At 69.7% G+C, this 21,638-nt stretch carries 14 protein-coding genes; 1 reads left to right on the top strand and 13 read right to left on the bottom strand.

The window, feature by feature from the left end; all coding sequences use genetic code 11:
- Nucleotides 1-119: 119 nt before the first annotated feature.
- The 10 genes from ACFWY9_RS02095 to eccD all read right to left on the bottom strand — a co-directional run bounded on the left by ACFWY9_RS02095 (nt 120) and on the right by eccD (nt 10,449).
- Entirely contained in the window at nt 120-446 is a 327-nt protein-coding gene (locus ACFWY9_RS02095; protein ID WP_378325596.1) for a hypothetical protein, read from the bottom strand.
- Entirely contained in the window at nt 439-912 is a 474-nt protein-coding gene (locus ACFWY9_RS02090; protein WP_378325595.1) for a YbaB/EbfC family nucleoid-associated protein, read from the bottom strand. The genes ACFWY9_RS02095 and ACFWY9_RS02090 overlap by 8 nt, the downstream gene beginning before the upstream one ends.
- Nucleotides 913-914: 2 nt before the next feature.
- Nucleotides 915-2,816 (bottom strand): hypothetical protein, encoded by a 1,902-nt coding sequence (locus ACFWY9_RS02085; RefSeq protein ID WP_378325594.1) that lies wholly within the window; start codon nt 2,814-2,816, stop codon nt 915-917.
- 3 nt (nt 2,817-2,819) lie between these two features.
- The gene (locus ACFWY9_RS02080) at nt 2,820-5,645 is read right to left on the bottom strand and encodes a hypothetical protein (RefSeq protein ID WP_378325593.1); all 2,826 of its coding nucleotides are present in this window, start codon (nt 5,643-5,645) and stop codon (nt 2,820-2,822) included.
- Between the two features lie 265 nt (nt 5,646-5,910).
- Entirely contained in the window at nt 5,911-6,375 is a 465-nt protein-coding gene (locus ACFWY9_RS02075) for a hypothetical protein (protein ID WP_378325591.1), read from the bottom strand.
- Nucleotides 6,376-6,385: 10 nt separating this feature from the next.
- Nucleotides 6,386-6,733, bottom strand: a complete 348-nt coding sequence (locus ACFWY9_RS02070) for a hypothetical protein (protein ID WP_378325590.1) — start codon at nt 6,731-6,733, stop codon at nt 6,386-6,388.
- Nucleotides 6,734-6,840: 107 nt separating this feature from the next.
- Entirely contained in the window at nt 6,841-7,125 is a 285-nt protein-coding gene (locus ACFWY9_RS02065) for a WXG100 family type VII secretion target (RefSeq protein WP_378325589.1), read from the bottom strand.
- Nucleotides 7,126-7,173: 48 nt separating this feature from the next.
- Nucleotides 7,174-7,506, bottom strand: coding sequence for a hypothetical protein (locus ACFWY9_RS02060; protein ID WP_378325588.1), 333 nt, complete (start codon nt 7,504-7,506; stop codon nt 7,174-7,176).
- Between the two features lie 127 nt (nt 7,507-7,633).
- On the bottom strand, nt 7,634-9,052 hold the full coding sequence (gene eccB / locus ACFWY9_RS02055; RefSeq protein ID WP_378325587.1) for a type VII secretion protein EccB: 1,419 nt from the start codon (nt 9,050-9,052) through the stop codon (nt 7,634-7,636).
- Complete coding sequence (eccD, locus tag ACFWY9_RS02050; RefSeq protein WP_378325586.1) at nt 9,052-10,449, bottom strand: type VII secretion integral membrane protein EccD; 1,398 nt, start codon at nt 10,447-10,449, stop codon at nt 9,052-9,054. The genes eccB and eccD overlap by 1 nt, the downstream gene beginning before the upstream one ends.
- Before the next feature lie 146 nt (nt 10,450-10,595).
- Here eccD and eccCa point away from each other — a divergent pair, with 146 nt between their 5' ends.
- Nucleotides 10,596-14,573, top strand: coding sequence for a type VII secretion protein EccCa (gene eccCa / locus ACFWY9_RS02045; RefSeq protein WP_378325728.1), 3,978 nt, complete (start codon nt 10,596-10,598; stop codon nt 14,571-14,573).
- A gap of 216 nt (nt 14,574-14,789) precedes the next feature.
- Here the strand turns inward: eccCa and mycP are convergent, their stop codons facing one another.
- From mycP to ACFWY9_RS02030, 3 genes are read right to left on the bottom strand one after another with little or no spacing between them, the layout of a single operon-like run.
- A complete protein-coding gene (mycP, locus tag ACFWY9_RS02040) occupies nt 14,790-16,091 on the bottom strand; it encodes a type VII secretion-associated serine protease mycosin (protein WP_378328407.1) in 1,302 nt (433 codons plus the stop codon).
- The gene (locus ACFWY9_RS02035) at nt 16,088-19,201 is read right to left on the bottom strand and encodes a hypothetical protein (protein WP_378328408.1); all 3,114 of its coding nucleotides are present in this window, start codon (nt 19,199-19,201) and stop codon (nt 16,088-16,090) included. Before ACFWY9_RS02035 ends, mycP begins: the two co-directional genes overlap by 4 nt.
- A gap of 21 nt (nt 19,202-19,222) precedes the next feature.
- On the bottom strand, nt 19,223-21,622 hold the full coding sequence (locus ACFWY9_RS02030) for a right-handed parallel beta-helix repeat-containing protein (protein ID WP_378328409.1): 2,400 nt from the start codon (nt 21,620-21,622) through the stop codon (nt 19,223-19,225).
- Nucleotides 21,623-21,638: the final 16 nt, after the last annotated feature.

The following is a 21,638-nucleotide window of genomic DNA, read 5'->3' as shown; positions in this document are numbered from 1 at the left end:
TATCTTTTACCTCCTTTCCATGGCTACGCAGCGATTCCCGGTGCGCCTACTCAACTGAACACTGCCGACCGCCCGACACCAGGCGGCCGGATCGGCTTGATCACATCACTGTTCGGACATCACTGAAGATCCATCTTCTTGGCGGTATCCCGGTCGACCGAGGCGAAGTTCCTCGCGTTCTTCTTCCCGACGTCACCAGACTTGTCCAGGTTGTCCTCGACACCTCCGAGCGCCACGACGTCCGCACGCGCGCCGTCGTTCGGCCCCTCCCCGAGATACTTCTTCTCGAACGCCTTCCCGATGTCGTCGCTGCCCCACGCCCCGTCGAATTCCAGGAGCACATCGGCAAGGCCCTTGTAGCTGGTACCGATTCTGTGCCCGATGTTCTGGAGGTCGGTCATGATCCCGTCGTAGGCCGCCTCGTCGAGGTAGAACTCGTCAGCCATTCTCGCGAGCCTCCCGCCGCTGGTTCTCCGGCTTCGGCGGTTCGATGTCGATACCGAACCCGTTCAGGGTTTCGAGCATCGGGCCCATCAGCGAGTTGATCATCTCGTCCGGCCGGACCTTCCCACTGACCAGTCCGTCCAGGTCCAGCCCGGGAATGCCCGGTCCCCCCATCAGCTCCGAAATCTTCTGCTGGGACTCCGCACGGCCCTTCCGCAGCGTTTCGACAATGACACTGGCCAGTTCGGCAGGCGCCATCGACCGGTACTTCGAGGTGTTGAAGGTCAGGTCGGTCAGCTCACCGCGCCCGTCGAACTTCATTTCGAGCGATTGGTCCTTGGCGCGTACGGTCGTGGTCTCCTCGTCCCAATGCTTGCCGAGTTCGGCGAGCTTCTGCTTCTCCTCTTCCAGCTTCGCCCACGCTTCGTCGACGGCCTGGGTGGGATCCGTGGAGTTCCAGTCGATCATGTTCATTTCCCTCGTTCCAGTAGCCGGTCCAGTTCGGCGAACTTCTCAGTGAGCTTGGCCTGTGCCTCACCGTCGGCCAGCTCGCGCGGCTCGTTCTGCTCCGGCTCGCGGCGGCCCAGCGTGCCGGACGAACCGCCCCCCAACGGCCAGGCGTCGGGCCTCGGTTCGGCGGGCATCGCCGCCATGCGGCTGTTCTGCTGCCCACCCTGGCCACCCATCCCGGCCATACCGCCCATCATCATCGGCGACATCGGCATGCCGCCGGACTGCGACGTCATCGGGTCGGCAGGACCATGGCCAGGTTTCGGCGCCGGGGCGTGCGGCGGCGGAACGGCGGACGGGTCCAGCCCCTGGAACGAACCCGTCTCCCCGCTGCCCGGGGTGAACATCCCGCGGTCCTCCGGCTTGAACGTCCCGGACGCGGAACCGGCGGCGGCGCCACCACCGCCCACCCCGAAGGAGGCGTGCTGGGTGGTGGGCGGCGGGACCTGACCGTCCATTCCGGTCACCTGGACCGCCTTGGTGTGCACCGGCGGCGTCTGGCCGGTGACCGGCGCGAGCGGGACGCCGACCGGCGCCTGCTGTGCGGTGACCGGTGCGGGCTGAGTGGTGACCGGCGCGGGCTGGCTGGCGACCGGCGCGGGCGGATTGGTGACGGACACGGGATCCCCGGTCGAGGTGACGACCTTGGGCACCTCGACCGGCACGGTCTTGACGGGGATCGGCGCGCCCTTCGGCGAATCGATCGACGTCGGCACGACCTTGCCCGGCTTGTCGGTCTCCGGGCCGGTGCCGACCGGCTCGCTCTCGGGCGAAACGAAGTCGGGCTTCGAGACCACCGGGTGGGTGACGTGCTCGGTGGTCTCCACTTTGGACCTGTCCGTGCGCTTCTTCTTGTCCGGACGGTGTTCCTTGTCCGGTGGGCAGTGCTTCTGCCCCCGCTCCGGTTTGCCCAGTACCGGGGGCAGGAACTCGCGCCCCTCGTCGTCCCGCTCACGGTCCGGCCCTTGGGGGGCGGGCCTGCCTGTTACCGGGCCGCCGACGGGGAACGTGTGCCACGGGCCCGGGACGGGCTGGGTGATGACCGGATTCGTCCCCCGCAACGGCCTCGTGTCCACCGGCTGCTGCTCCGGCCCCGCCGTCCGCCACGGCGTGTCGGGCCGCACCACGGAATCGTTGTCGTGCCGCTCCGGCCGGGACGACTTCACATGCACCGGATTGCCGCGGCCGTCGTGGGGGTGACCGCCGCCGACGCCGCCGGGCGTGATCAGGCCGATGTCGGTGACCAGCGGCCGGTCGTGGTTTCCCTGCCCATTGCCATTCCCGTTCCCGTTGCCGCGCCCGTTGCCGTTCGCGTCAGTGCCGATCCGGGTGTCCTTATAGGACAGTACGGGCAGCTGGTTGCCGACGTCCCAGTAGGCGGTCCGCAGGTCGAGCAGGACCTGCCTGGCGGAGTCGTTGTGCACGCGCGCGGTCTCCTCGGGCGGCGGAGCGCCAGGGGCAGGCGGCTTGCTCTCCTGCTCGGTCTTCTGCCCCTGCAGGTCCCGCATCCGCCGCTGGTGGGCGGCGAGCGTGTCACCCGCGGCGCGGAGCACCACGCCGTACCCGGGGCTGCGCATGACCTGCACGACGCCGCTGACCCGGCCGGTCACCTCCTTGGCGAGCGCGTCGAAGTCGTCCGCGCCGCCACCGGTCCACGCCTCCCGCACGATGTTCAGCTGACGCCGGATCTGCTCGACGGCGTCCTGCAGCCGAGCCGCGGCCCGGTCGAAGGCCTCGGCACGCTGGTAGAAGACGTCGGGACTGACCTCGTTCACCAGCTGCGCGATCTGGTCGAAGTTCAGCTGCTTCAGTACCGGGTCGTCCGGGTTCGGTGGCGGGTTGCCGGGAGCGCCGTCGGGCATGACCTACTTCTTCCTGCCCAGGACGGTCTCGTCCTGGGCTTCCGGGTCGTCGGTCCAGGCGTTCTTGTCGGCCTGCAGCCAGATCTGCGGTTCGCGCTGGTTGTTCTGACCACCGCCGCCCATGCCGCCCATGCCGCCGCCCATGGGCATGCCGCCCATCGGCATCCCCTGCTGTTGCTGCGGGTTGACGACCTGACCACCCGAGCCGCCAGAGACCGCGCTCATGGTGTTCGGCATCTTGGCCGCGGTGTTGCCCGGCTGGGTGTAGCCGCGCTGCCCGGCGACATCGGTGTCGAACTGGGCGCGCTGCCCGCCGCCGCCCGGTCCTTCCGAACTGGTCGAGAAGTTCCCGCCGCCACCACCGAGGCCGTGGCTGCCACCGCCACCGCCGCCCGTGCCGCCGCTGCCGCCGCCGGACAGGAAATCCTTCGACGGAGCGTCGAGCTTCGGCACGTTGTGAGTGGCACCGTCGAGCGGGGAAGTGTGGACGCCGTCGATCGACCTGCCGACCGCGTTCCTCGCTTCCTCCAGCGCCTTCCTGGTCGCCGGGTCCGCGTCCTTCATCGCGTCGTCGAACGCCTTGTTCGCCGCGCTCTTCGAATCGTCGAGCAGCTGCTTGTCGTGCGAATCGCCGGGCGTCCTCAGGTCGTTGACATGCTCGCCGGCCTTCAGCGGGTCGGGCAGGACGTCGTCGATCGCCTTCTTCGCGTCTTCCAGCGCGCGCTTGGCATCCGGGTCCGTGGTGTTCTTGATCAGATCGTCGAGGGCCTTGTCCGCCGCCGGCTGCGCGTCGTTCGTGGACCAGCCCTTGACGTTCCCCGGGTCGACCGCCTTGCCGACGGCCTCCTTCGCCTTCTCCAGCGCGTCGTGGACCGCGGGCTTGTCCTTGTGCTGGTCTTCGATCTTGTCGATCGCGTCCATCGACTTGTGCTTGAGATCGCCGAACGGTCCGTCGTGTTTGGCCTGGGCGTCGTCGAACGACTTGTCGACAGCCTTCTTCGCGTCTTCCAGCGCCGCCTTGGCCTTCGGGTCGGCGTCCTTCATCGCGTCGTCGAGTGCCTTGTCGGCCGCTTCGCGCGCGTGCTTCAGGCCGTCCTCGCCCGGCTTGACGTCGTTGATGGCGTCCCCGACGGCCTTCTTGGCCTTGTCCAGCGCGTCCTTGACGGCGGGATCCTTCTGGTGATCCTTGACGTCGTCGATCGACTTGAGCGCCTTGTCCTTGGCGTCGCCGAGTTCCTTGCCGTTCTTGGGATCGAGGTCGCCGATGGCCTTGTCGACGGCCTTCTCGGCCTTGTCGAGGGCTTCCTGCGCCTTGGGGTCGTCCTTGTACTTGTCCTTGACCCCGTCGATCGCGTCCTTCGCGGCCTTCTTGGCGTCTTCGAGCGCCTTGTTCTTCCCGTTCTCGCCCGGACCGCCGGTGTTGCTGCCCGGACCGCCCGAGGTCGGGATGTTGCCCTTGCCGCTCTTGTCGCCTTCGCCGCCAATACCGCCGATGGCGTCCTGCGCGGCCTTCTTCGCCTTGTCCAACGCGTCCTTGGTGGCCTGGCTGTCGTTCGGGTTCTTGACGCCGTCGATCGCCTTGCCCGCGGCGTCCTTCGCCTTGTCCTTCAGCGCCTGATCGTCACCGCCACCAGCGCCCTTGCCAGAGCCGCCGCCGGTGTCCCCACCGGTGCCGCCGCCGAGACCGCCGATCGCGTCTTGCGCGGCCTTCTTCGCCTTGTCCAGCGCGGCCTTCGTCTCCGGGCTGTCGTTCGGGCTCTTCACGCCGTCGATCGCCTTGCCCGCGGCGTCCTTCGCCTTGTCCAGCATGCCCTGGGCAGTACCACCGCCCTTGCCGCCGTCCTTGCCCGAGCCGCCGGTGTCCCCGCCGCCTCCGCCGACGGGAGAGGTCTCCCCGCCGATGTTGGGGATATCCGACTTCGCGCCCTTGAAGGTCTCCCCGGGAGAAAGATTCTTCTTGTCCTTGTTGTCCTTGCCATCGCCTGAGCCGCCGCCCGAGCCGCCGGTGTCTTTGTCTTTGTCCTTGTCTTCGTCCTTGTCCTTGTCTTTATCTTTGTCTTTATCCTTGTCTTTATCCTTGTCTTTATCCTTGTCTTTATCCTTGTCTTTATCCTTATCCTTGTCGTTCCCGCTGTTGTCCTTGTCTTTCCTGTTCGCGAGGGCGGCCGCCGCGTCGAACTCGTACCCTCCAGCGATGTCCAGCGGCGCCATGTCCTTGCCACGGCTCACATACTGCGAGATCAGACTCGTGAGATAGCCTTGAAGTTCCTTGACGAGGGAGTCGTCGCTGTTCTTCTTGAGAAGATCCAACGCGTTCTGCGCGGTCTTGGTGATCGCGTCGACATCGTCTACCGTGTCCGCCTGCTCAGCGGCCGCATAAGCGGCGTTGCGAATATCCCGGCTACCCTGCTTGATCTTGTCGTCCCGGGCTTCGACCGCGTGCCACCAGTTGTCGTAGAACGCCCGGATGGCATGGCCGGTGTTCCCGATGGAATCGTGGTACCGCTGGTTGTTCAGCTGGTTGTAGAGTGCGTCGCTCTTGGTCCACAGGTCGTGGCCCCATTTGTAGAAGGCGTCCCCCGCCTCCCCCTTGAGCATCTCGTTCGCCTTGTTGAGCTGCGTCGCGAACGCGTCGTTCACCTCACCCAGCTTCTTCGTTGCCGCCTGGACCAGACCGTCCATGATGTACCACTCACGGTCGTGGTCGATCCGGTCGAGCAGACCGCCGGTGTAGTTGAGGAGCTTCGGAAGCGTGTCGTACTGCGACACGTTGAACGCCGGTGCATCCGGAGCGTACCGGCCGATATCCGGCCCGTTGCTGTCGGCCATTTCCCCATCCTTGTCGATAACTTGACCCGAAACCGGTTTTCGGCAGCTTCACGGATTACACACTGAGCAGAAAGAGTCGGTAGCGGCGTGGTCGATCGGGCGACCACCTAGATCAGATTCTGGTGCCCACCTCCCTTGCTGTAGTCAGGCTCTCCGTTCTTGCCCTTCTTGTCTCCGCTGTTGCCGTTGTTGTCGCCAGTAGGCTTGTCACCAGGCGGCTTGTCGTCCTTGTGGTCTCCGCTTCCGTGGTCTCCACCGTTATCCGTCACGCTTTTTTTCCGTCACCACCTGCCTTGATCGGGTTGTTGACGTTGCCGCTGTAGCCGTCGCCGACCTTGCCGCCGTCGCCGACACGGTTCCCCTGGTCCCGTTCGGCCTGGGTGTTGAAGTCCTTCATCTCCTTCTTGGCGAAGTTCTCGGCCTCGTCGAGAATCGCCTTGATCTTCTTGGCGTTCTCGCCATCCACGTTGTCGAAATCCTTCGCGACAGTGTGGAGATGCTTCGCCATTTGCTCGAACGCCTTGTTCATATGATTGGCGTGCGCGACGATGGCGTTGCGCCGATCATCCATGATCTGCTCGAGCCACACCGCGACGGCGAACTTCCCCGCGTTCGGCCAATGCGGTTTGAGATCCTCGAAGACGGTCAAGCCATTGCCGGTAAGGATGTCCCGAATCTCGTTGGCGATTTTGTCCAGCGCGTCTTTGTCGAACTTCGTCTGCTGAGCCACGATGACCCCCTCACACCTGCTTCAGCGCGCCGAGGTCGTCGTGCACCCTGGTGCGCAGGTCGGCGACGACGGCCTTGATCTTCGCCGCGGCCCCGTCGTCGATGGACTGGATCTCGGTCGCGATCTTCGTCAGCGCCTTGTCCATGTCGTCGAGCGCGGTCTTCAACTGGTCCGCGTGCGCGAGAACGCCGCGTCGACGGTCGTCGACGATCGTCTCGAGCTGCGTGGCGAGGTCGAAGTTCCCCAGCTTGGGCCAGTCCGCCCGCAACGCGGTGAAGGCGGACATGTCGTCCATGATCCGCCCGAGGGCGGCGGCCGACGCCTTGACGGTGTCGGTTTCGAGTTTCGTGCTGCTCATGTCATCACTCCACAATGGTTGGCGGGACGGAACAGGAGGACAGGGCACCGGACGGAGAGCGTCCGGTGCCCGTGCCCTTCCGGGACAACGTCATCGGCAGGGCGGCGTCAGTGGTAGACGTGCTTCGCGCCGTTCTTGTCCGCGACCTGCATCTCGTCCACACCGCTGTGCATCTTGGCCCGCATCTGCTCCAGGATGTCGGCGTTCGCCCGGAGGTCGCTCTCCAGGTCGTTGCACAGGCTGTTGTAGGCCTCCGCGGTGCTCCCCTGCCAATCCCCCATGATTTCGTTGACGTGTTTCCGCTGCTGCTCTGTCTCTTCGATGATGCGCTGAGCCTGGGCCTTCATCGCGTCGATCATGGCGTCGAGCACCGCGTAGTCGTACTTGATCATGAACTATCTCCTTGTACTGAAAGATCAGGTGATCCCGAAGGGACCGGGTTACTTCCCGCCGAGGAAGGTGTTGGTCTCGATCTGGACGCTGTTGATCTGCTTGACCAGGGCCTCGTCCGTACCGGTCTGGTTGTTCGCCTCGTTGCGGATGTTCGTCGCCATGGTGTTCACGTGTTCGAGAACGGTCTTCTTGACGTTCCCGATCCAGTTCTCGGCCGTATAGTGGAGGGCCTTCGTCGCCTCGCTCGGGCTGGACGACGTCGTCTGCTGGATGTGGGCCAGAAGCTTGTCGAGTTCCGTCGCCATTTGCTGGGCGAACTCCTCGTGCTTGGTTGCCTGCTCGAAGATCTTGCCCTTGTCAACTGTTGTCGTGTGCGACATCAGGTCTCCTTGCTGTTCCGTACGGGCTACACGCCTACAGGTCTCAAGTTAGATTTCGCCGGGGCGAAGCGAGGCGCTTATGGGCCGAGAGCGGCGAAGGGGCGTAACTCCCCCCATGAACCGCCGGTCAGGACTGGACACGGAGCGCTCCCTCCATGCTGAGCAGCGGTCCGGACGGCAACAGAGACAACAACTCCGCGGGAATCCGCACCGCGGACTGCGCCGAGTAGCCGAGCGCGCCCGCCACGTCACCGTTCGCCAGCGGATACTTCGTGCCCGTTTCGGTGATGAGATAGACAGCGCCCGGCGGCGCTCCCGGCGCCGGTTGCTCGGCGGCCAGCACACCACTGCCCGCGGGAATCACCACGCGGTCCGCCGTCATCCCCGCCGCGTGCGCACCCACCGGCATGCCCTTCGTGGCACTGACCGAAGTGGACAGCAGGCCGGCGGTGACCTGCCGCTCGCCGGTGCCGAGCGGCGAGAAGTTCGCGCAGGCCATGGCATCCGGTGGCGGGGACACGATCTGCGGGGGTTCGGGCGGCAGGGCGCCGACGAGGTCGGGCCCGCTGGTCGAAGCGGGCGCGCCGGACAACGCTCCCGGCCCGGCCGGAATCGGTTCCACGGCCGAGCCCTGGTACGCGGCCCTGATCGACGGCGAGGCCATCAGCAGGGCCGCGTTGGTGCGGCTCAACGCCGCTACCCCGTCCGAACGGATGAGGTAGAGCTGCGTGGTGCCGATCGCCGGGTTCCGCACCTGGTAGATCTGCCCGACCACGCTGGCGTGCCCGTCGATCGACGGGCCCGGCGAACCGACATCCGCGGGCACGGCCGCCGAGACGTCCTGCCCCGCGGGCACGGCGTTCACCCACGCCGCGGTGGCCTGCACCGGCGCGATTTCGTTGTACCCCAGCGCCTCGGCCTCGGTCCGGCTCGGAATCCGATGCCGTTTTCCGCGCCAGATCAGGAAGTTCGTGCCGTCCGGGGTACGCGCCAGCAGCGCCTGCTTGTCGTTCAGCGTCTGTTGGAGCGGGTGGCCGAGCACGAGGCTGATCGTGGGGCCCTGCCCCTGCGGACCGGGGGCGGGCGGCTGCGCGCACACCGTCCACGGGCCGTCATCGAGCGCCGTGGGCAGCGCGTCCGGCGCGCCGACGATGCCGATCGGCTGCCCGACCGGCGTACCGGACAAGGACTTCTGGGCAACCGAGACGACCTGGCCGCTGCCGGACTTCCCGGCCGCCAGCCGTGCCGAGGAGTAGTTCAGCACCGGACGCAGCTGGTCTTCGAGGTAGATGTAGCGCGCGCCGGTCGTCTCGTTCATCACGATCGCGCCCGGCTGGCGCCACGACGTGTTGCCGCCGGGCACGAAAACCCCGTAAATGCCGAAAATCCCCATCACGATCGCGCCGACGACGATCCCGAGGAAGACACCGGTGTTGAGCCGCTTGTTCGGCGGCTGCAGCACGTCGGGCTTGCCGTGCACGACGGCGGCCACGAGCCTGCCCACCACGTAGAAGTAGGCCTGTACCTGATCTCGCCGGGACTGCATCAGCCCGCCAATCCGCGCATCCAGGCGTAGACGCCCAGTACCTGCAACAGAATCGGGACGACGGCGACGGCGGTGATCGACTCGAAGATCTCCACCGCGCGGCCCCAGTACGGCCGCAATCGCTTGCCCGGCAGCATCCTGCTGGCCAGCAGCATGAGCACGCCGATCGCGAACACCGGCACACAGACCGCGAGCAGTCTCGCCAGGTCGGTCCGCTCACCGGCGAAGTGCCAGATGTTCACCACCACGGCGACCGCGGCGGGCACGATGATCGCCCACCGCTGCACCACGCCGGCCGGATGCCGGCTCCGCAGGAACAGCAGGAGCGCGATCACCAGTGACAGCACCATTTCCCAGCCGCTGGCACCCCAGATGAGAACGGGCAGCAGCACGGTGAACGCGGCACCGAGCCCGGCGTGCAGGGCGGTCGAATAGCCCACGGTCACCGCGCCGCGCTCCACGATCATCTTGGCGGGCACCGGATCGATGTCCTCGCTCAGCTCGTCCTTGTCCGACGGCAGCATCGGCAGGGTCAGCCCGGACAGCCGGAAGGCCGTGGCGGGCAGGAACACGCCGATGATCAGGCCCGCCGTGAGACCGAGTCCCGCCACCTGCGGGAGGCTCACGTCCGCCAGCGAGGCGATGAGCCCGGTCAGCGCCAGCACCAGGACGAACATGATGGCGCCGGCGAACAACAACGCCGAGTCGGCGACGAGGAACGCCCCGATGCTCAGCAACAGCAACGCCACGGCAAGGGCGACGGTCGCCTCGACCGACACCGGGGCAAGCGGGGCGAGTACCTGGACGAGCAGCACCCCGCCGAGCGCGCCGTAGCAGGCCGCGGCGCCCGCGACGATCGTGGCCGCGTACGTGTCCGCGACCCCGCGCGCGATCAGCGCGCTCGCGGGGAGCAGCAACACCGCGAGCGTCAGCGCGACCGCGGCCTGTGCGCCCGGCGAGCCCACACCGGGCAGCACCACCAGCCCGAGCAGGAACGCGCACACGGCGCCGATCCGGAACATCCAGCGGGTGTGCCGCGGGTCCCACGTGCCGCTGTGGTCCCGCACCTGCTCGCCGACACCGGCGACGAGGTCGTCGAAGTCGATCGGCGCCAGCTGGTCGGCACGCGGCCGCAGGTAGATCGTTTCGCCGTCGAGCAGGTTGAGCTCGGCGAGCGTGCGGTCCTCGTCCAGCGGTTCCTCGCCGACCCGCTGCACCACCCAGCCCTCGTGGTCGGCGCCCTGCTCGATCCATTCGCCGCCGAACTGCGGCAGCACCGCGGGCAGCAGATCGGTCAGCGTCGCCTCGGTGGGCAGGGCCACCTCGGTGACTTGCTTCCCGAGAACGAACCGTAGCCTCGCCGACGTTGTTGTGCGATGCTGTGTCTGCTCTTCCATCTGGTGTCAGGTCCTTCCTGCCAGGGATCTCAGACCGTGAACCAGCCCGGAACCTACCGCCGCGCGGCCGTCGTCTCGGCGCTCGAAGCCCGGTCGGCGCGGAAAAGGGGAAGTCCACTCACGAGGGAGAGCGTCCTTTGAGCACGGTGCTGTTCGCACGCCGGGCACGGCGGCCGAAACCGGCCGTGTCCAGCGACGAGATCGAGATCCAGCCGCCACCCGCGGTACCGGAGGACACCGGCGGCGGCATCAGCTCGGTGCTGATGTACGCGCCGATGGGGCTGGGTTCACTGGCCATGGTGATGATGTTCGTCCGGCCCGGTTCGGGCCTGATGTCCTACATCGGCGGCGGCATGATGCTGCTCTCGGTCGTGGGGATGCTCATCGTGCAGCTCCTCCGCTCCTCGGTGACGCACAAGCAGAAGCTGCACGGGCACCGCCGCGACTACATCCGCTACCTGACCCAGCTGCGCGAGCGCGTCCGCAACGCGCTGACCGCGCAGCAGCGCGCGGCGCGCTGGATCCACCCCGACCCGCGCGCGCTGTGGTCGCTGGCGCTGGGCTACCGGCTGTGGGAACGCCGCGCCGCGCAGGACGACTTCGGCGAGATCCGGATCGGCGTCGGCACGCAGCGTTCGGCGCTCAAGCTGCTCCCCCCGGACACCAAGCCGATCGAGGACCTCGAACCGCTGGCCGCGCACGCGCTGCGCCGCTTCCTGCGTGCCTACTCCAGCCTGCCGAACGCGCCGATCGCGGTGTACCTGCGCGGGTTCGGGCAGATCCAGTTCAGCGGGGACGACAGCGCCGTGCTGGGTCTCGTCCGCGCGATGCTCGGCCAGCTCGCCACCGCGCACGCCCCCGGCGAAGTCCGCATCGCGCTGTGCGCCGACGCCGACCGGGTCGAGCGCTGGAACTGGCTGAAATGGCTGCCCCACAACCAGGATCCGGAGAGCAGGGACGCCGCGGGCGCGCGGCGGCTGGTCGCCGAGACCGTCACCGAAGCCGAACTCCTGCTCGGCGGCCCGGCCTTCACCGGGCGGCCCCGGTTCGAGGCGGACACCCCGGTCACCGCGTCGGAGCCGTTCGTCGTGCTCCTCCTCGACGGGGTGTCCGTCCCCGCCGATCACCGTGTCGCGGAAGAGGGTTACCGCAACGCGGTGGTGCTCGACGTCTCCGGCTGCCTGCCGTGGCACCAGCGGCCGGGCGTGCTGTTCCTCGACGTCGAGCCCGACCAGGTGAGCACGGTTTCCTTCGACCGGCTCGGCAGGCAGCACACCAAGCGGCTCTGCACCCCGGACTCGCTGAGCGAGCTGGGGGCCGCCGCATTGGCGCGCACGATGGCGAAGTACCGCGTCGGCGAGGTTTCCGAGGACGAGGAGCCGATGGCAGGCGACTACGAACTCGCCGGACTGCTCGGCGTCGGCGACGTCGCGCACTTCGAGCCGACGCGCTATCGCAGGGAACGGATGACCGCCAAGCGGCGGCTGCGGGTGCCGATCGGCATCGCCGCCAACGGGACGCCGCTGGAACTGGACATCAAGGAGGCCGCCGAGGACGGGATGGGCCCGCACGGGCTGTGCATCGGCGCCACCGGGTCCGGGAAGAGCGAGCTGCTCCGCACCCTGGTCCTCGCACTGGCCACGACCCACTCCTCGGAAGATCTCAACTTCGTCCTCGTCGACTTCAAGGGTGGTGCGGCGTTCCTCGGTTTCGACCAGCTGCCGCACACCTCGGCGGTCATCACCAACCTCGCCGAGGAACTCGAACTGGTCGACCGCATGCAGGACGCGCTGGAGGGTGAACTGAACCGGCGCCAGGAGTACCTGCGCGCCGCGGGCAACTACGCGTCCCGCCGGGACTACGAGGCGGCCCGTGCCCAGGGCGTCCCGCTGGAACCGATGCCCGCGCTGTTCATCGTGGTCGACGAATTCTCCGAAATGCTTTCCAGCAAGCCGGAATTCATCGACACGTTCGCCATGATCGGCCGCCTCGGCCGCAGTCTCGGCGTGCACCTGCTGCTGGCCTCGCAGCGGCTCGACGAGGGCCGCATCCACAAGGTCGAGACGCACCTGTCGTACCGGATCGGCCTGCGCACGTTCTCCGCGATGGAAAGCCGCAGCGTGATCGGCGTCCCGGACGCCTACGAACTGCCGAACAGCCCTGGCAACGGGTATCTCCGCCCGGACACGCAGACGCTCATCCGGTTCAAGGGCGCCTACTCGTCCTCGCCGTATCGGGCGAAGAGCCGGACCACCGCGACCAATTCGGTCGAACAGCACGTCGTCCCGTTCGGGATGGGCTACATCGAGCCGACCACGGCACCGGAACCGGAGCCCGAGCCGGAACCCGCCGACGAGCAGGAGGGCACGGAGACGGTGCTCGACGTGCTCCTCACCCGGCTGCGCGACGTCGGCCCGCGCGCCCACCAGGTGTGGCTGCCACCGCTCAAGCGATCGGCCACTTTGGACCAGTTGCTACCGCCGCTGGTGGATCACCCGGAGCTCGGCCCGCGCCCGGTCGGCGACCTGCAGACCGCGGCGCTGACCGTCCCTGTCGGCCTGATCGACCTGCCCGCGCAGCAGAAACGCGAGCTGCTGGTCGCCGATCTGTCCGGCAGCAAGGGAAACGTGGCGGTCGTCGGTGGTCCGCAGAGCGGGAAGAGCACCCTGCTGCGCACGCTGATCGCGGGCCTCGCGCTGACCCACACCGCGGCCGAGGTCCAGTTCTACTGCCTCGACTTCGGCGGCACGCTCACCTCACTGGCGAGGCTCCCGCACGTCGGCAGCGTCGCCAACCGGCTGGACCGGGACCGCGTCACGCGGACGGTGCTCGAGGTGACGAACCTGATGGCGCGTCGCGAGGCGTTGTTCGCCGAGCACAACATCGACTCGATGGCCACCTACCGGCGGGCGCGGCGCGCCGGCAAGTACACCGACCTGGATCCCTACGGTGACGTGTTCCTGGTGGTCGACGGCTGGTACACGATCCGCCAGGACTTCGACGACATCGAGGACAACTTCACCGAAATCGCCGCCAGGGGCCTGAGTTTCGGCATCCACCTGGTGGTCGCGACCAACCGGTGGTCGGAGATGCGGCCGTGGCTGCGGGACGTGGTCGGCTCCCGGTTCGAGCTCAAGCTCGGCGACCCGGTCGACTCGGAGATCAACAGCCGGTTCGCCGCGACCGTGCCGTCGATCCCCGGCCGGGGCATCACCCCGGACCGGCTGCACTTTCTGGCCGCGCTTCCGCGCATCGACGGTTCGCCGACCACCGACGACCTGGCCGACGCGACCGTCGAACTCGCCGAGGCGCTGGCCCTGCCCGGCGCGCCGGTGGCACCGCAGGTCCGGCTGCTGCCGCACCAGATCACCGTGCAGGAGCTGCCCGGCCCGAAGTCGCCAGGCCCGGCGGCGGAGATGCGGGTCCCGCTCGGGATCGACGACGTCGAACTGGCCCCGCTGTGGCACGACTTCGACACCAGCCCGCACCTGCTGATCTACGGCGACGCCGAGAGCGGGAAGACGAACCTGTTGCGGCACATCGCCCGCGCCGTCGTCGCGCACCACAGCAACGAAGAGGCCAGGATCATGTTCGGCGACTTCCGCCGCGAACTGCACGACTCGATCCCCGCCGAATACCAGCTCGAATACGCCGTCGGCGCGGACGCGCTGGCGAAGTCCATCGCGGGCGCGGCCTCGGTGATCAAGGACCGGCTGCCGGGCCCGGACATCCCGCCGAGCAGGCTGCCGCTGCGGGACTGGTGGACCGGCGGGCGGCTCTACATCATCATCGACGACTTCGAGCTGGCCGAGGGCGCCAGCCCGCTCGACCCGCTGGTGCCGTTGCTGACGCAGGCCGCGGACATCGGCGTGCACATCATCGTCGCCCGCAGCACCTCGGGCGGGAGCCGGTCGATGATGAGCCAGGCGATCCGGCGGATGTGGGAACTGGGCACGCCCGCGCTGATGTTGTCCTGCCCCCGGTCCGAGGGTTCGTTCCTCGGCAACCTCAAACCCCGCACCCTGCCGCCGGGCCGCGCCCAGTTCGTCAACCGCCGCCGCGCGGTCCGGCTGGTGCAGACCCCGCTGGTGGAGGGCTTCGTCAAACCGGAGCAGCCGGACTGAGGTTCCGTTGTCCGGTCGGTCCGTGGGGGCCTCCTTGAGGGACTCTGGGTCCCTCAAGGAGGCCCCCACGGCACTTGAGTCCTTTGTGGATAGCGGATTGTCCGGCGCTGGCTGCGACAAGGGCGTCCCTCGGTTCCGGCCGCCGAGGTCGGGAACTCAAGGACGCAAGGTCCGTGAATGCCACATTGAGGGACTCTGAGTCCCTCAATGTGGCATTCACGGACCGCGCGACGGGGACGGGGACGGCGGGGAGACTTCCAGGACGCGGGCGGGGCGCCAGCGGCGTTTGCGGCCGGAGCGGTACACCCGGGTCAGCAGCAGCACCGTCAGCACGAGGCACAGCGCGCCGAACACCCCCGCCACGGCCAGGACCGGGCCGAGTTCGTCGTGCGGGACGACGCCGACGCCCCGGGCGCCCGGCGGGACGACGGCGGCGATCCCGGCGGCGCCTTCCTCGGGGAGCACGGCGGTCACCGCGGCCATCGGGTTCACCGTTCCCCAGCCCAGCGCGGGATCCGGCAGCTTCGCGGCCGGATGTGTCGCGGTGGCCAGCAGCCGGTGCTTGACCTGGGCGGCGCTCAGCGTGGGGCGGTAGGCGCGCACGAGCGCGGCGGTCCCGGCGACGAACGGGGCGGAATAGCTCGTGCCGTTCCCCTGCCAATGTCCTGGCCCGCCGGGGCCGAGGCCGAGCACGTTCACGCCGGGCGCCACCAGCGACAGGAACGGCCCGGTCTGGGAGAACTCGGCGTGCTGGCCCGCTTCGTCCACCGCGCCGACCGCGATCACCGACGGGTAGGACGCCGGATAGGTCACCGGATCGCCCTGTTTCGCGGTGTTGGCGGCGGAGGCGACGAGCACGACGTCATGGCTCGCGGCGTACTCGACCGCGTCGGCGAGCTGGGAGTTCTGCTCGGTCGTACTGGCCGAAACGTTGATCACCCGCGCACCGCCGTCGACCGCGGCCCTGATCCCGAGCGCCATCCCCTCCGGCGTCAGCGCGCCGTCCTTCTTCGGGTCGTCCGTGTTCGCACACCGGATCGGCAGGATCTGCACCCCGGGCGCCACCCCGGCGTACCCCGTTCCGCTCGCCGGGGACGCGGCGATGATGCCCGCCACGAAGGTGCCGTGCCCGTAGCAGTCGCTGTCGGCCGGCCCCCTTCCCGGTTTGGTCGTGTCGACGCCCTTCAGCACGGTGCCGCCCCGCAACTGCGGCACCGCGCCGTCGACGCCGGTGTCGACCACACCCACCGTGACGCCCGCGCCGTTGGTCAACGGCCACACCCGTTCCGGCGCGAGCTGCTTTTGCGCCCATGGCACGGACGGATCGACGGTCCGCGGCGGCGGCAGGCACTGCACCTGCTTGTCCTGCTTCCCCGAAGGGGGCGGCGCCGAAGACGAAGCAGGCGGCAGCGACGAGGACGGCGGCGCCGGGGGCGGCGACGGTGCCGCGTACGCGGGAACCCCCATGGCGAGCACGCCGACGGCGAGCAGCACGGCGGACTTCACGGTGTTGTTCACGAGGCCACCGCGACAGGTTTGCCTTCGCCCGCCGCCTCGTCCCGCCAGAGCACCATCGACGTGGTGAGCCGGGCGATCGTGTCCGGATCCTCGACGAGCCGGAGCGCGGCGCTGCGGCGTCCAGCCAGCACGTTGTCGAGTTTCGCCAGCGCCGCGCGGTCGCGGTCGTCGAGGTCGGTCGACTCCAGCGTCTCGCCCGGCGCCAGCTCGCGGAACAGGACCGCGATCTTCGGCGCGCTCAGTGCGTCCGGGTCGTCCTCGGGCTCCTCCCGCTCCTCATCCGACACGGAGCGGACGGCCAGCGTCTTGAACCGGGCGCCCGCGGTGAACACCGCCTCGCCGACCGGGCGGCTCAGCATCAGCTCCGACGTCCGGCGCGCGGACGCGGGCCAGATCAGCACGTCGAGGTCGGCGCCGGGGACGGTCACGTCGAGATCCATGCTGGCGGCGAGAAAACCCGGTTCGGTGAGCACCGTGCCGGGGGTGCCGCGGTGTTCGAGCGACTCGGCGACCTTGCCCTGCCGCAACACCGCCCGCCGATGCGTGGGGAGCCGCCGCAGGCCCGACATCAGGCACGGGATCTGACCGTCCAGCACCGCGCCCTCGCCGGTACGCAGCGCGCCGTTGACCAGGTTCGCGGCACCCTCGCCCCGGCTGAGGTAGAGACAGACCGCGACGTAGTCCGCCTTGCCCGCGGGCGATTCGTCCACCCGCATCGACGGCCAGGTGGCCAGCGCCGCGTTCACCGTCGCGAGCGCGATGCCGAAGTCCTCCCCCGCCGCCGTGACGAACCGGTTCTGCTCGGCGGTGGTGCTGGCCCGCACCGGCACCGCGACCGGCTGGAGCGCGGGAGACGCCGGTGGGGCGGGCTCGGCATCGGCCGACGGTGCGGGTGGCTCCGTCTCCGCGGGCGGGGCGGGCTGTGGTGACGGCCCGGCAGCTGGTGCCGTCTCGGCCTCCACTTCCGCCTCGGGCTCGACCTCGACCGTTTCCATGCGGACCGTCTCGGCGGCCGGTTCCTCGCGCGGTGGCGAGCCTTTCGACGGACCGGACACAGTGGACGGTGTTATGCCACTGGACACAGTGGACACCGGCGCGCCCGAGGTCGTCATGATCGAGGGTGGCGCGGCCGCGGCGGGTGGCACCACAGGCGGTGCCGTCTGCGACCCCGCGGGCGGTGGGCTCACGCTGCCCGGTCCGGACGGCGCGACCGGCGGCACGGGACCGGGACCCGGTCCGGCGGGAACGGCCGGAACCGCGGGCGTCATCGGCCGAGCAGCACTCGGCGCCCACCCCCCGACAGGCCGCGCGGGCACGGAATCCGCAGGCTCGGGCCGGGAAGCACGCCGCGGCGCCACACCGTCCAATTCGGACGGAACAACCGGCGGAACGGGGCCCGGCCCGGTGGGCGGCACCGGCCGAGCGCCTCCCGGCGCCCGCCCCTCGGCAGGCCGGGCAGGCACGGAATCCGGCAGTCCGGAGCCAAAAGCACGCTGGGACGCCACGCCGCCCGGTCCGGACGGCGCGGCCGGGGCCGCCGGATCGGCGGGCAACGCCGACCGAGAACCCGCCGGTGCCCACCCCCCGGCCGGGCGGCCGGACCCGGAGTCCGGCGGTTCGGCCCCGGAACCACGCCGCGGCACCGCGCCATCCGGCCCCGGCGGAACACGCGGAGGCACCGGCCCGGCGGGAACAGCCGGAACCGCGGGCGTCATCGGCTGAGCACCACTCGGCGCCCAACTCCCGGCAGGCCGCGCGGGCACGGAATCCGCGGGCTCGGACCGGAAAGCACGCCGCGGCACCGCACTGTCCGCTGTGGACGGTCGCGGCGCGGGACGGCTCGGGACGAGCGGACGGGACGACGGAGGACCTGGCCTCGACGGCGCAGGCGGCGGTGTCGGTTTCCGGTTCGCCGCACGATGGTCGAGCGCGTGCGCGGCCTCGCGATCGGGGGCACCCGCGATCCGCACCCGGACCGCCGCGCGTTCCCCGTCCGGGAGGGCCTCGAGCAGACGCTCCGCCGCGGCCAGCACCGGCAGGCCGACCGGCTGCCCTGCCGCCCCCACCGTCAGCGTCCAGCGCGCGGGATCGAACGGCGCGGCGGCAGCGTCCGGATCGGCGTCCCCGTCCGCAGCGCGAAGCACCAGCCCGGACGGCACGACGTCGGCGAGCACCGGATCGCCGTCGCTCCCGGCCAGCCGATAGGACCGCTGCCCCTCCCGCTCCCAGCCGGGCGGGGGCGGTGCGACGGCGAGCACCTCCTGGTCCCCGCCGTCGGCGGCCTGCCGCAGCACGATCGGGAAGGGCCGGAACGCGCCGCCCGGCACGACGGTCGTCCCGTCGAGCTGCGGCCCGGCGCTGAACACGACGTCCCGGGAAAGGCGCAGGGCCAGTTCGATCTGCCAGGTGTGCGCCGCGGCCTCCGGCGTCGCGGGGACGACCATGACCGGCTGCGGCGGAAAACCGCCGAGCAGCTCGGCGACCTCGGCCGCCGACGGCGTCATCACGACGATCTTGGGGAACCGCTGGTTCACCGCGACGTCGAAGGCGGTGTCGACGGCGGTCGAGGCGTCGGACACCGAGCGGACCAGCAGGCCGCACGGCACCGGCGCGGCCACGACGGCGCCCAGCGGGACCGGCCCGGCCGGCAGCCAGGATTCCCACTCCGGCAAGGGAAAACGGGCCCCGTGGAAGCGCACCAGCTGATCGGGACTGAACCGGTGCCAGCCGGTGCCGCCCGCACCGTGTCCCGCGTACAGGGCCGCGCCCGGCATCGCCACGAGCCCGCCGTCGGGCGCGGCGATCTCGACGCCGAGATCCTCGGCGAGGCGCTGGGCCGCCTCGGTGTCGGCCGCGAGACCGCCGACACCGAGCCAGAGCAGCTCGATCCCGGCGAGGTGCTCGCGCAACAGCTCGGGCAGGGCGGACGCCAGCGACGGCACCTGGAGCGCACCGGGCGTCGCCAGTACGAGCAACTCACCCTCGGACAGCGGTGCCGCGCCGATCCGCAGCCGATCCAGGCCCGCTTCGTCACGACGCCGGACGAGCACGTGGCGCTGGTGCGCCTCGTGCTCTTCGACGACCAAGAGGCCGGGGTGTTGCTGATGCATCGTCTCTCCAGTCGGCACGGCTCACCTCATCGACAACAGGTCGTCCTCGGTCAGCAGGGTGAGGTCCGCGGCGTCGGCGTTCGTGGCGGCCAGGCGGGAGGCCTGCCGGTCGGTCATCCGCTCGAACACCCGCCGCGCGGTACGCCCATTGCCGAACGTGCCGTCCTTCGGGATCTCGTCGAAGTACTTCAGCAGCGCCGCGCTCGCCCCCTCGGTGAGCCGGTAGTCGTGCTTGCCGCACTGCGCGCGCACGATCGTCACCAGCTCATCCGGGGTGTAGTTGGCGAACTCGATGGTGCGGCTGAAGCGCGATTCCATCCCGGGGTTGGCGGAGAGGAACTCGGTCATTTCCTTGGAGTAGCCCGCAGCGATCACGACGACGTCGTCGCGGTGGTCCTCCATCAGCTTCACGAGCGTGTCGATCGCCTCGCGGCCGAAGTCGGGGCCGGTACCGCCGCCACCGGAGCTGAGCGCGTACGCCTCGTCGATGAAGAACACCCCGCCGAGGGCGGTGTTGAACGCCTCGGTGGTCTTGATCGCGGTGCCGCCGATGATCTGGGCGACCAGATCGGCCCGCGCCACCTCCACGAGATGCCCCACGCGCAGCACGCCGAGCTGCGCGAGGATCTGGCCGTAGAGCCGGGCGATGGTGGTCTTGCCGGTACCGGGCGCCCCGGCGAACACGAGGTGCCGCGCCATCGGCGGGGCGGACAGCCCGGCGTCCATCCGCCGCTTCGCCATCTTGTTCAGGTTGACCAGCGAAGTCACTTCGCTCTTCACCCCGGCCAGCCCGACCAGCCCCTGAAGCTCTTCCAGCGGGTCGGATCCGAGTGCCGGCCGCTTTTGCGTGTCGTCGGCGGGGGCGGCCCGCGGCGTGGCACCGGCGGAGGCCGCGGTGCCGTACGCGTCGTTGGCGAGGTTGCCGCCGCTGATCAGGTCCAGCACCTCGATCGCCTTGCTCGGCCGGAGCTGCCGGATACCGCTGCCGTGGTTGTCCCGGACCGTGCATCCCTTCACCGTGACGGCTTCCCCGGTCTCCAGCAGGATCCCGTCGGCGGAGCCGCCGGAGAACTCGGAATCGAGCACGCTGCCGGACGCGCCCTCGGCGAACGTGCAGCCCGCCCCTTTGCTTTCCTGGACCCGGCAGCGCGTCATCGACAGGTCCGCGCCCGAGCCCGCGTGCACCCCCTCCTTGCCCGACCGGAAGAGCTGGCTGTCGGACAGCGACAGCGCCGCGTCCGCCACCCGGACAGCGGCGTCGGCGACGTCGCGCGTGTTCAGCCCGCTGACCGAGGGCCGCGCCGCGCCCGACACGGACAGCCCCGCCCCGCCGCCTTCGACCTCGATGTTCTCCAGCCTGCCGCGCGCACCGCCGTCCACCTCGATGGCCGCGCCGTCGCAGCCCCGCACGTGCAGCCTGCGGAAGAACGGATCGGAGCCGTCGTCGATCCGCACCCCGGCCGCGGTGCATCCGGCGACGGAGACCTGGGCGAACTCGGGCAGGCTCCGTTCCGTCACGCCGATCCCGATACCGTCCACATCGGACACTTCGCAGCCGGTGACGGAGCCGGACGCCCTGCCCATGAAGTGCAGCCCGCGCCCCCGGGTCCCGCGCACCCGGCAGCCGCGCAGTGCCGGGGCGCAGCCCTCGGCGACGAAGATCCCTTCGGCACCCGCGCCGTCAACCGCGCAGTCCTCCAGCACCACCTGCTCCGACGTGGCGAGGTAGAAGCCGATCGCGGTGGTGTCGCGCACGTTCAGCCGGGTCGCGGTCAGCCCGGCCTGCTGCTCCACCGCGATCGCGGGCTTGCCTGCCCCCGACACCGTGGTGTCCTCCACGGTGAGCCTGCCCTGGCCGTTGAGGCAGATCCCGTTGGCCGCCGCCGGCCCCACCACGCAGGACCGGACGTGCAGCCCGCCCTGTTCGGCCACCACGACCGCGGAGGTGCCGAGATCGGTCAGCCGGCAGTCGTCGAGGACCCCGCCTTCGGGCGAGGTGACCACGACCCCGGCGCCGGCGGCGTTGCGTACCTCGCTGGACCGCATGAGCAGGGTTCCCTGGTCCCGTACGAAAATCGACGCCCAGCTCGACGCCTCGACCGTGCACTCGGTGACGCTGAGCTGACCGCTCATCACGAGCACCGCCGGGCTGTCCGCGTCGGCGGCGACCACGGTGACACCGGACAGCGCCGCCGAATCCGCCTGGAGCGACACGGTGACGCCGGTGGCCGCGACGATCCAGACCGTGCCCGGCCCGTTCTCCGCGGTGATGGTGACGGGTTTGGTCAGCACGAGGTTCTCGGTGTAGCGGCCGGGACCCACCACGATCACCGCGCCGTCGTGCGCGTGGTCGATCGCCTCGGCGATCGTGCGGTACCCCTGCCCCGGCGTCTGGGTGACCGCGATGACGTTACTGCTCACAACTCCTCCATCGTCC

Source organism: Amycolatopsis sp. NPDC059027, from assembly GCF_042739735.1.
GTDB lineage: Bacteria > Actinomycetota > Actinomycetes > Mycobacteriales > Pseudonocardiaceae > Amycolatopsis.
This window is presented reverse-complemented; position numbering and strand designations above follow the sequence as displayed.

Bases quoted from the DNA above. Each gene is read 5' to 3' on its own strand.
- eccD (WP_378325586.1), bottom strand. From the start codon at position 10,449: ATGGAAGAGCAGACACAGCATCGCACAACAACGTCGGCGAGGCTACGG.
- ACFWY9_RS02085 (WP_378325594.1), bottom strand. From the start codon at position 2,816: ATGCCCGACGGCGCTCCCGGCAACCCGCCACCGAACCCGGACGACCCG.
- ACFWY9_RS02080 (WP_378325593.1), bottom strand. From the start codon at position 5,645: ATGGCCGACAGCAACGGGCCGGATATCGGCCGGTACGCTCCGGATGCA.
- ACFWY9_RS02095 (WP_378325596.1), bottom strand. From the start codon at position 446: ATGGCTGACGAGTTCTACCTCGACGAGGCGGCCTACGACGGGATCATG.
- ACFWY9_RS02035 (WP_378328408.1), bottom strand. From the start codon at position 19,201: ATGCATCAGCAACACCCCGGCCTCTTGGTCGTCGAAGAGCACGAGGCG.
- eccB (WP_378325587.1), bottom strand. From the start codon at position 9,052: ATGCAGTCCCGGCGAGATCAGGTACAGGCCTACTTCTACGTGGTGGGC.
- ACFWY9_RS02070 (WP_378325590.1), bottom strand. From the start codon at position 6,733: ATGAGCAGCACGAAACTCGAAACCGACACCGTCAAGGCGTCGGCCGCC.
- ACFWY9_RS02060 (WP_378325588.1), bottom strand. From the start codon at position 7,506: ATGTCGCACACGACAACAGTTGACAAGGGCAAGATCTTCGAGCAGGCA.
- ACFWY9_RS02065 (WP_378325589.1), bottom strand. From the start codon at position 7,125: ATGATCAAGTACGACTACGCGGTGCTCGACGCCATGATCGACGCGATG.
- ACFWY9_RS02090 (WP_378325595.1), bottom strand. From the start codon at position 912: ATGATCGACTGGAACTCCACGGATCCCACCCAGGCCGTCGACGAAGCG.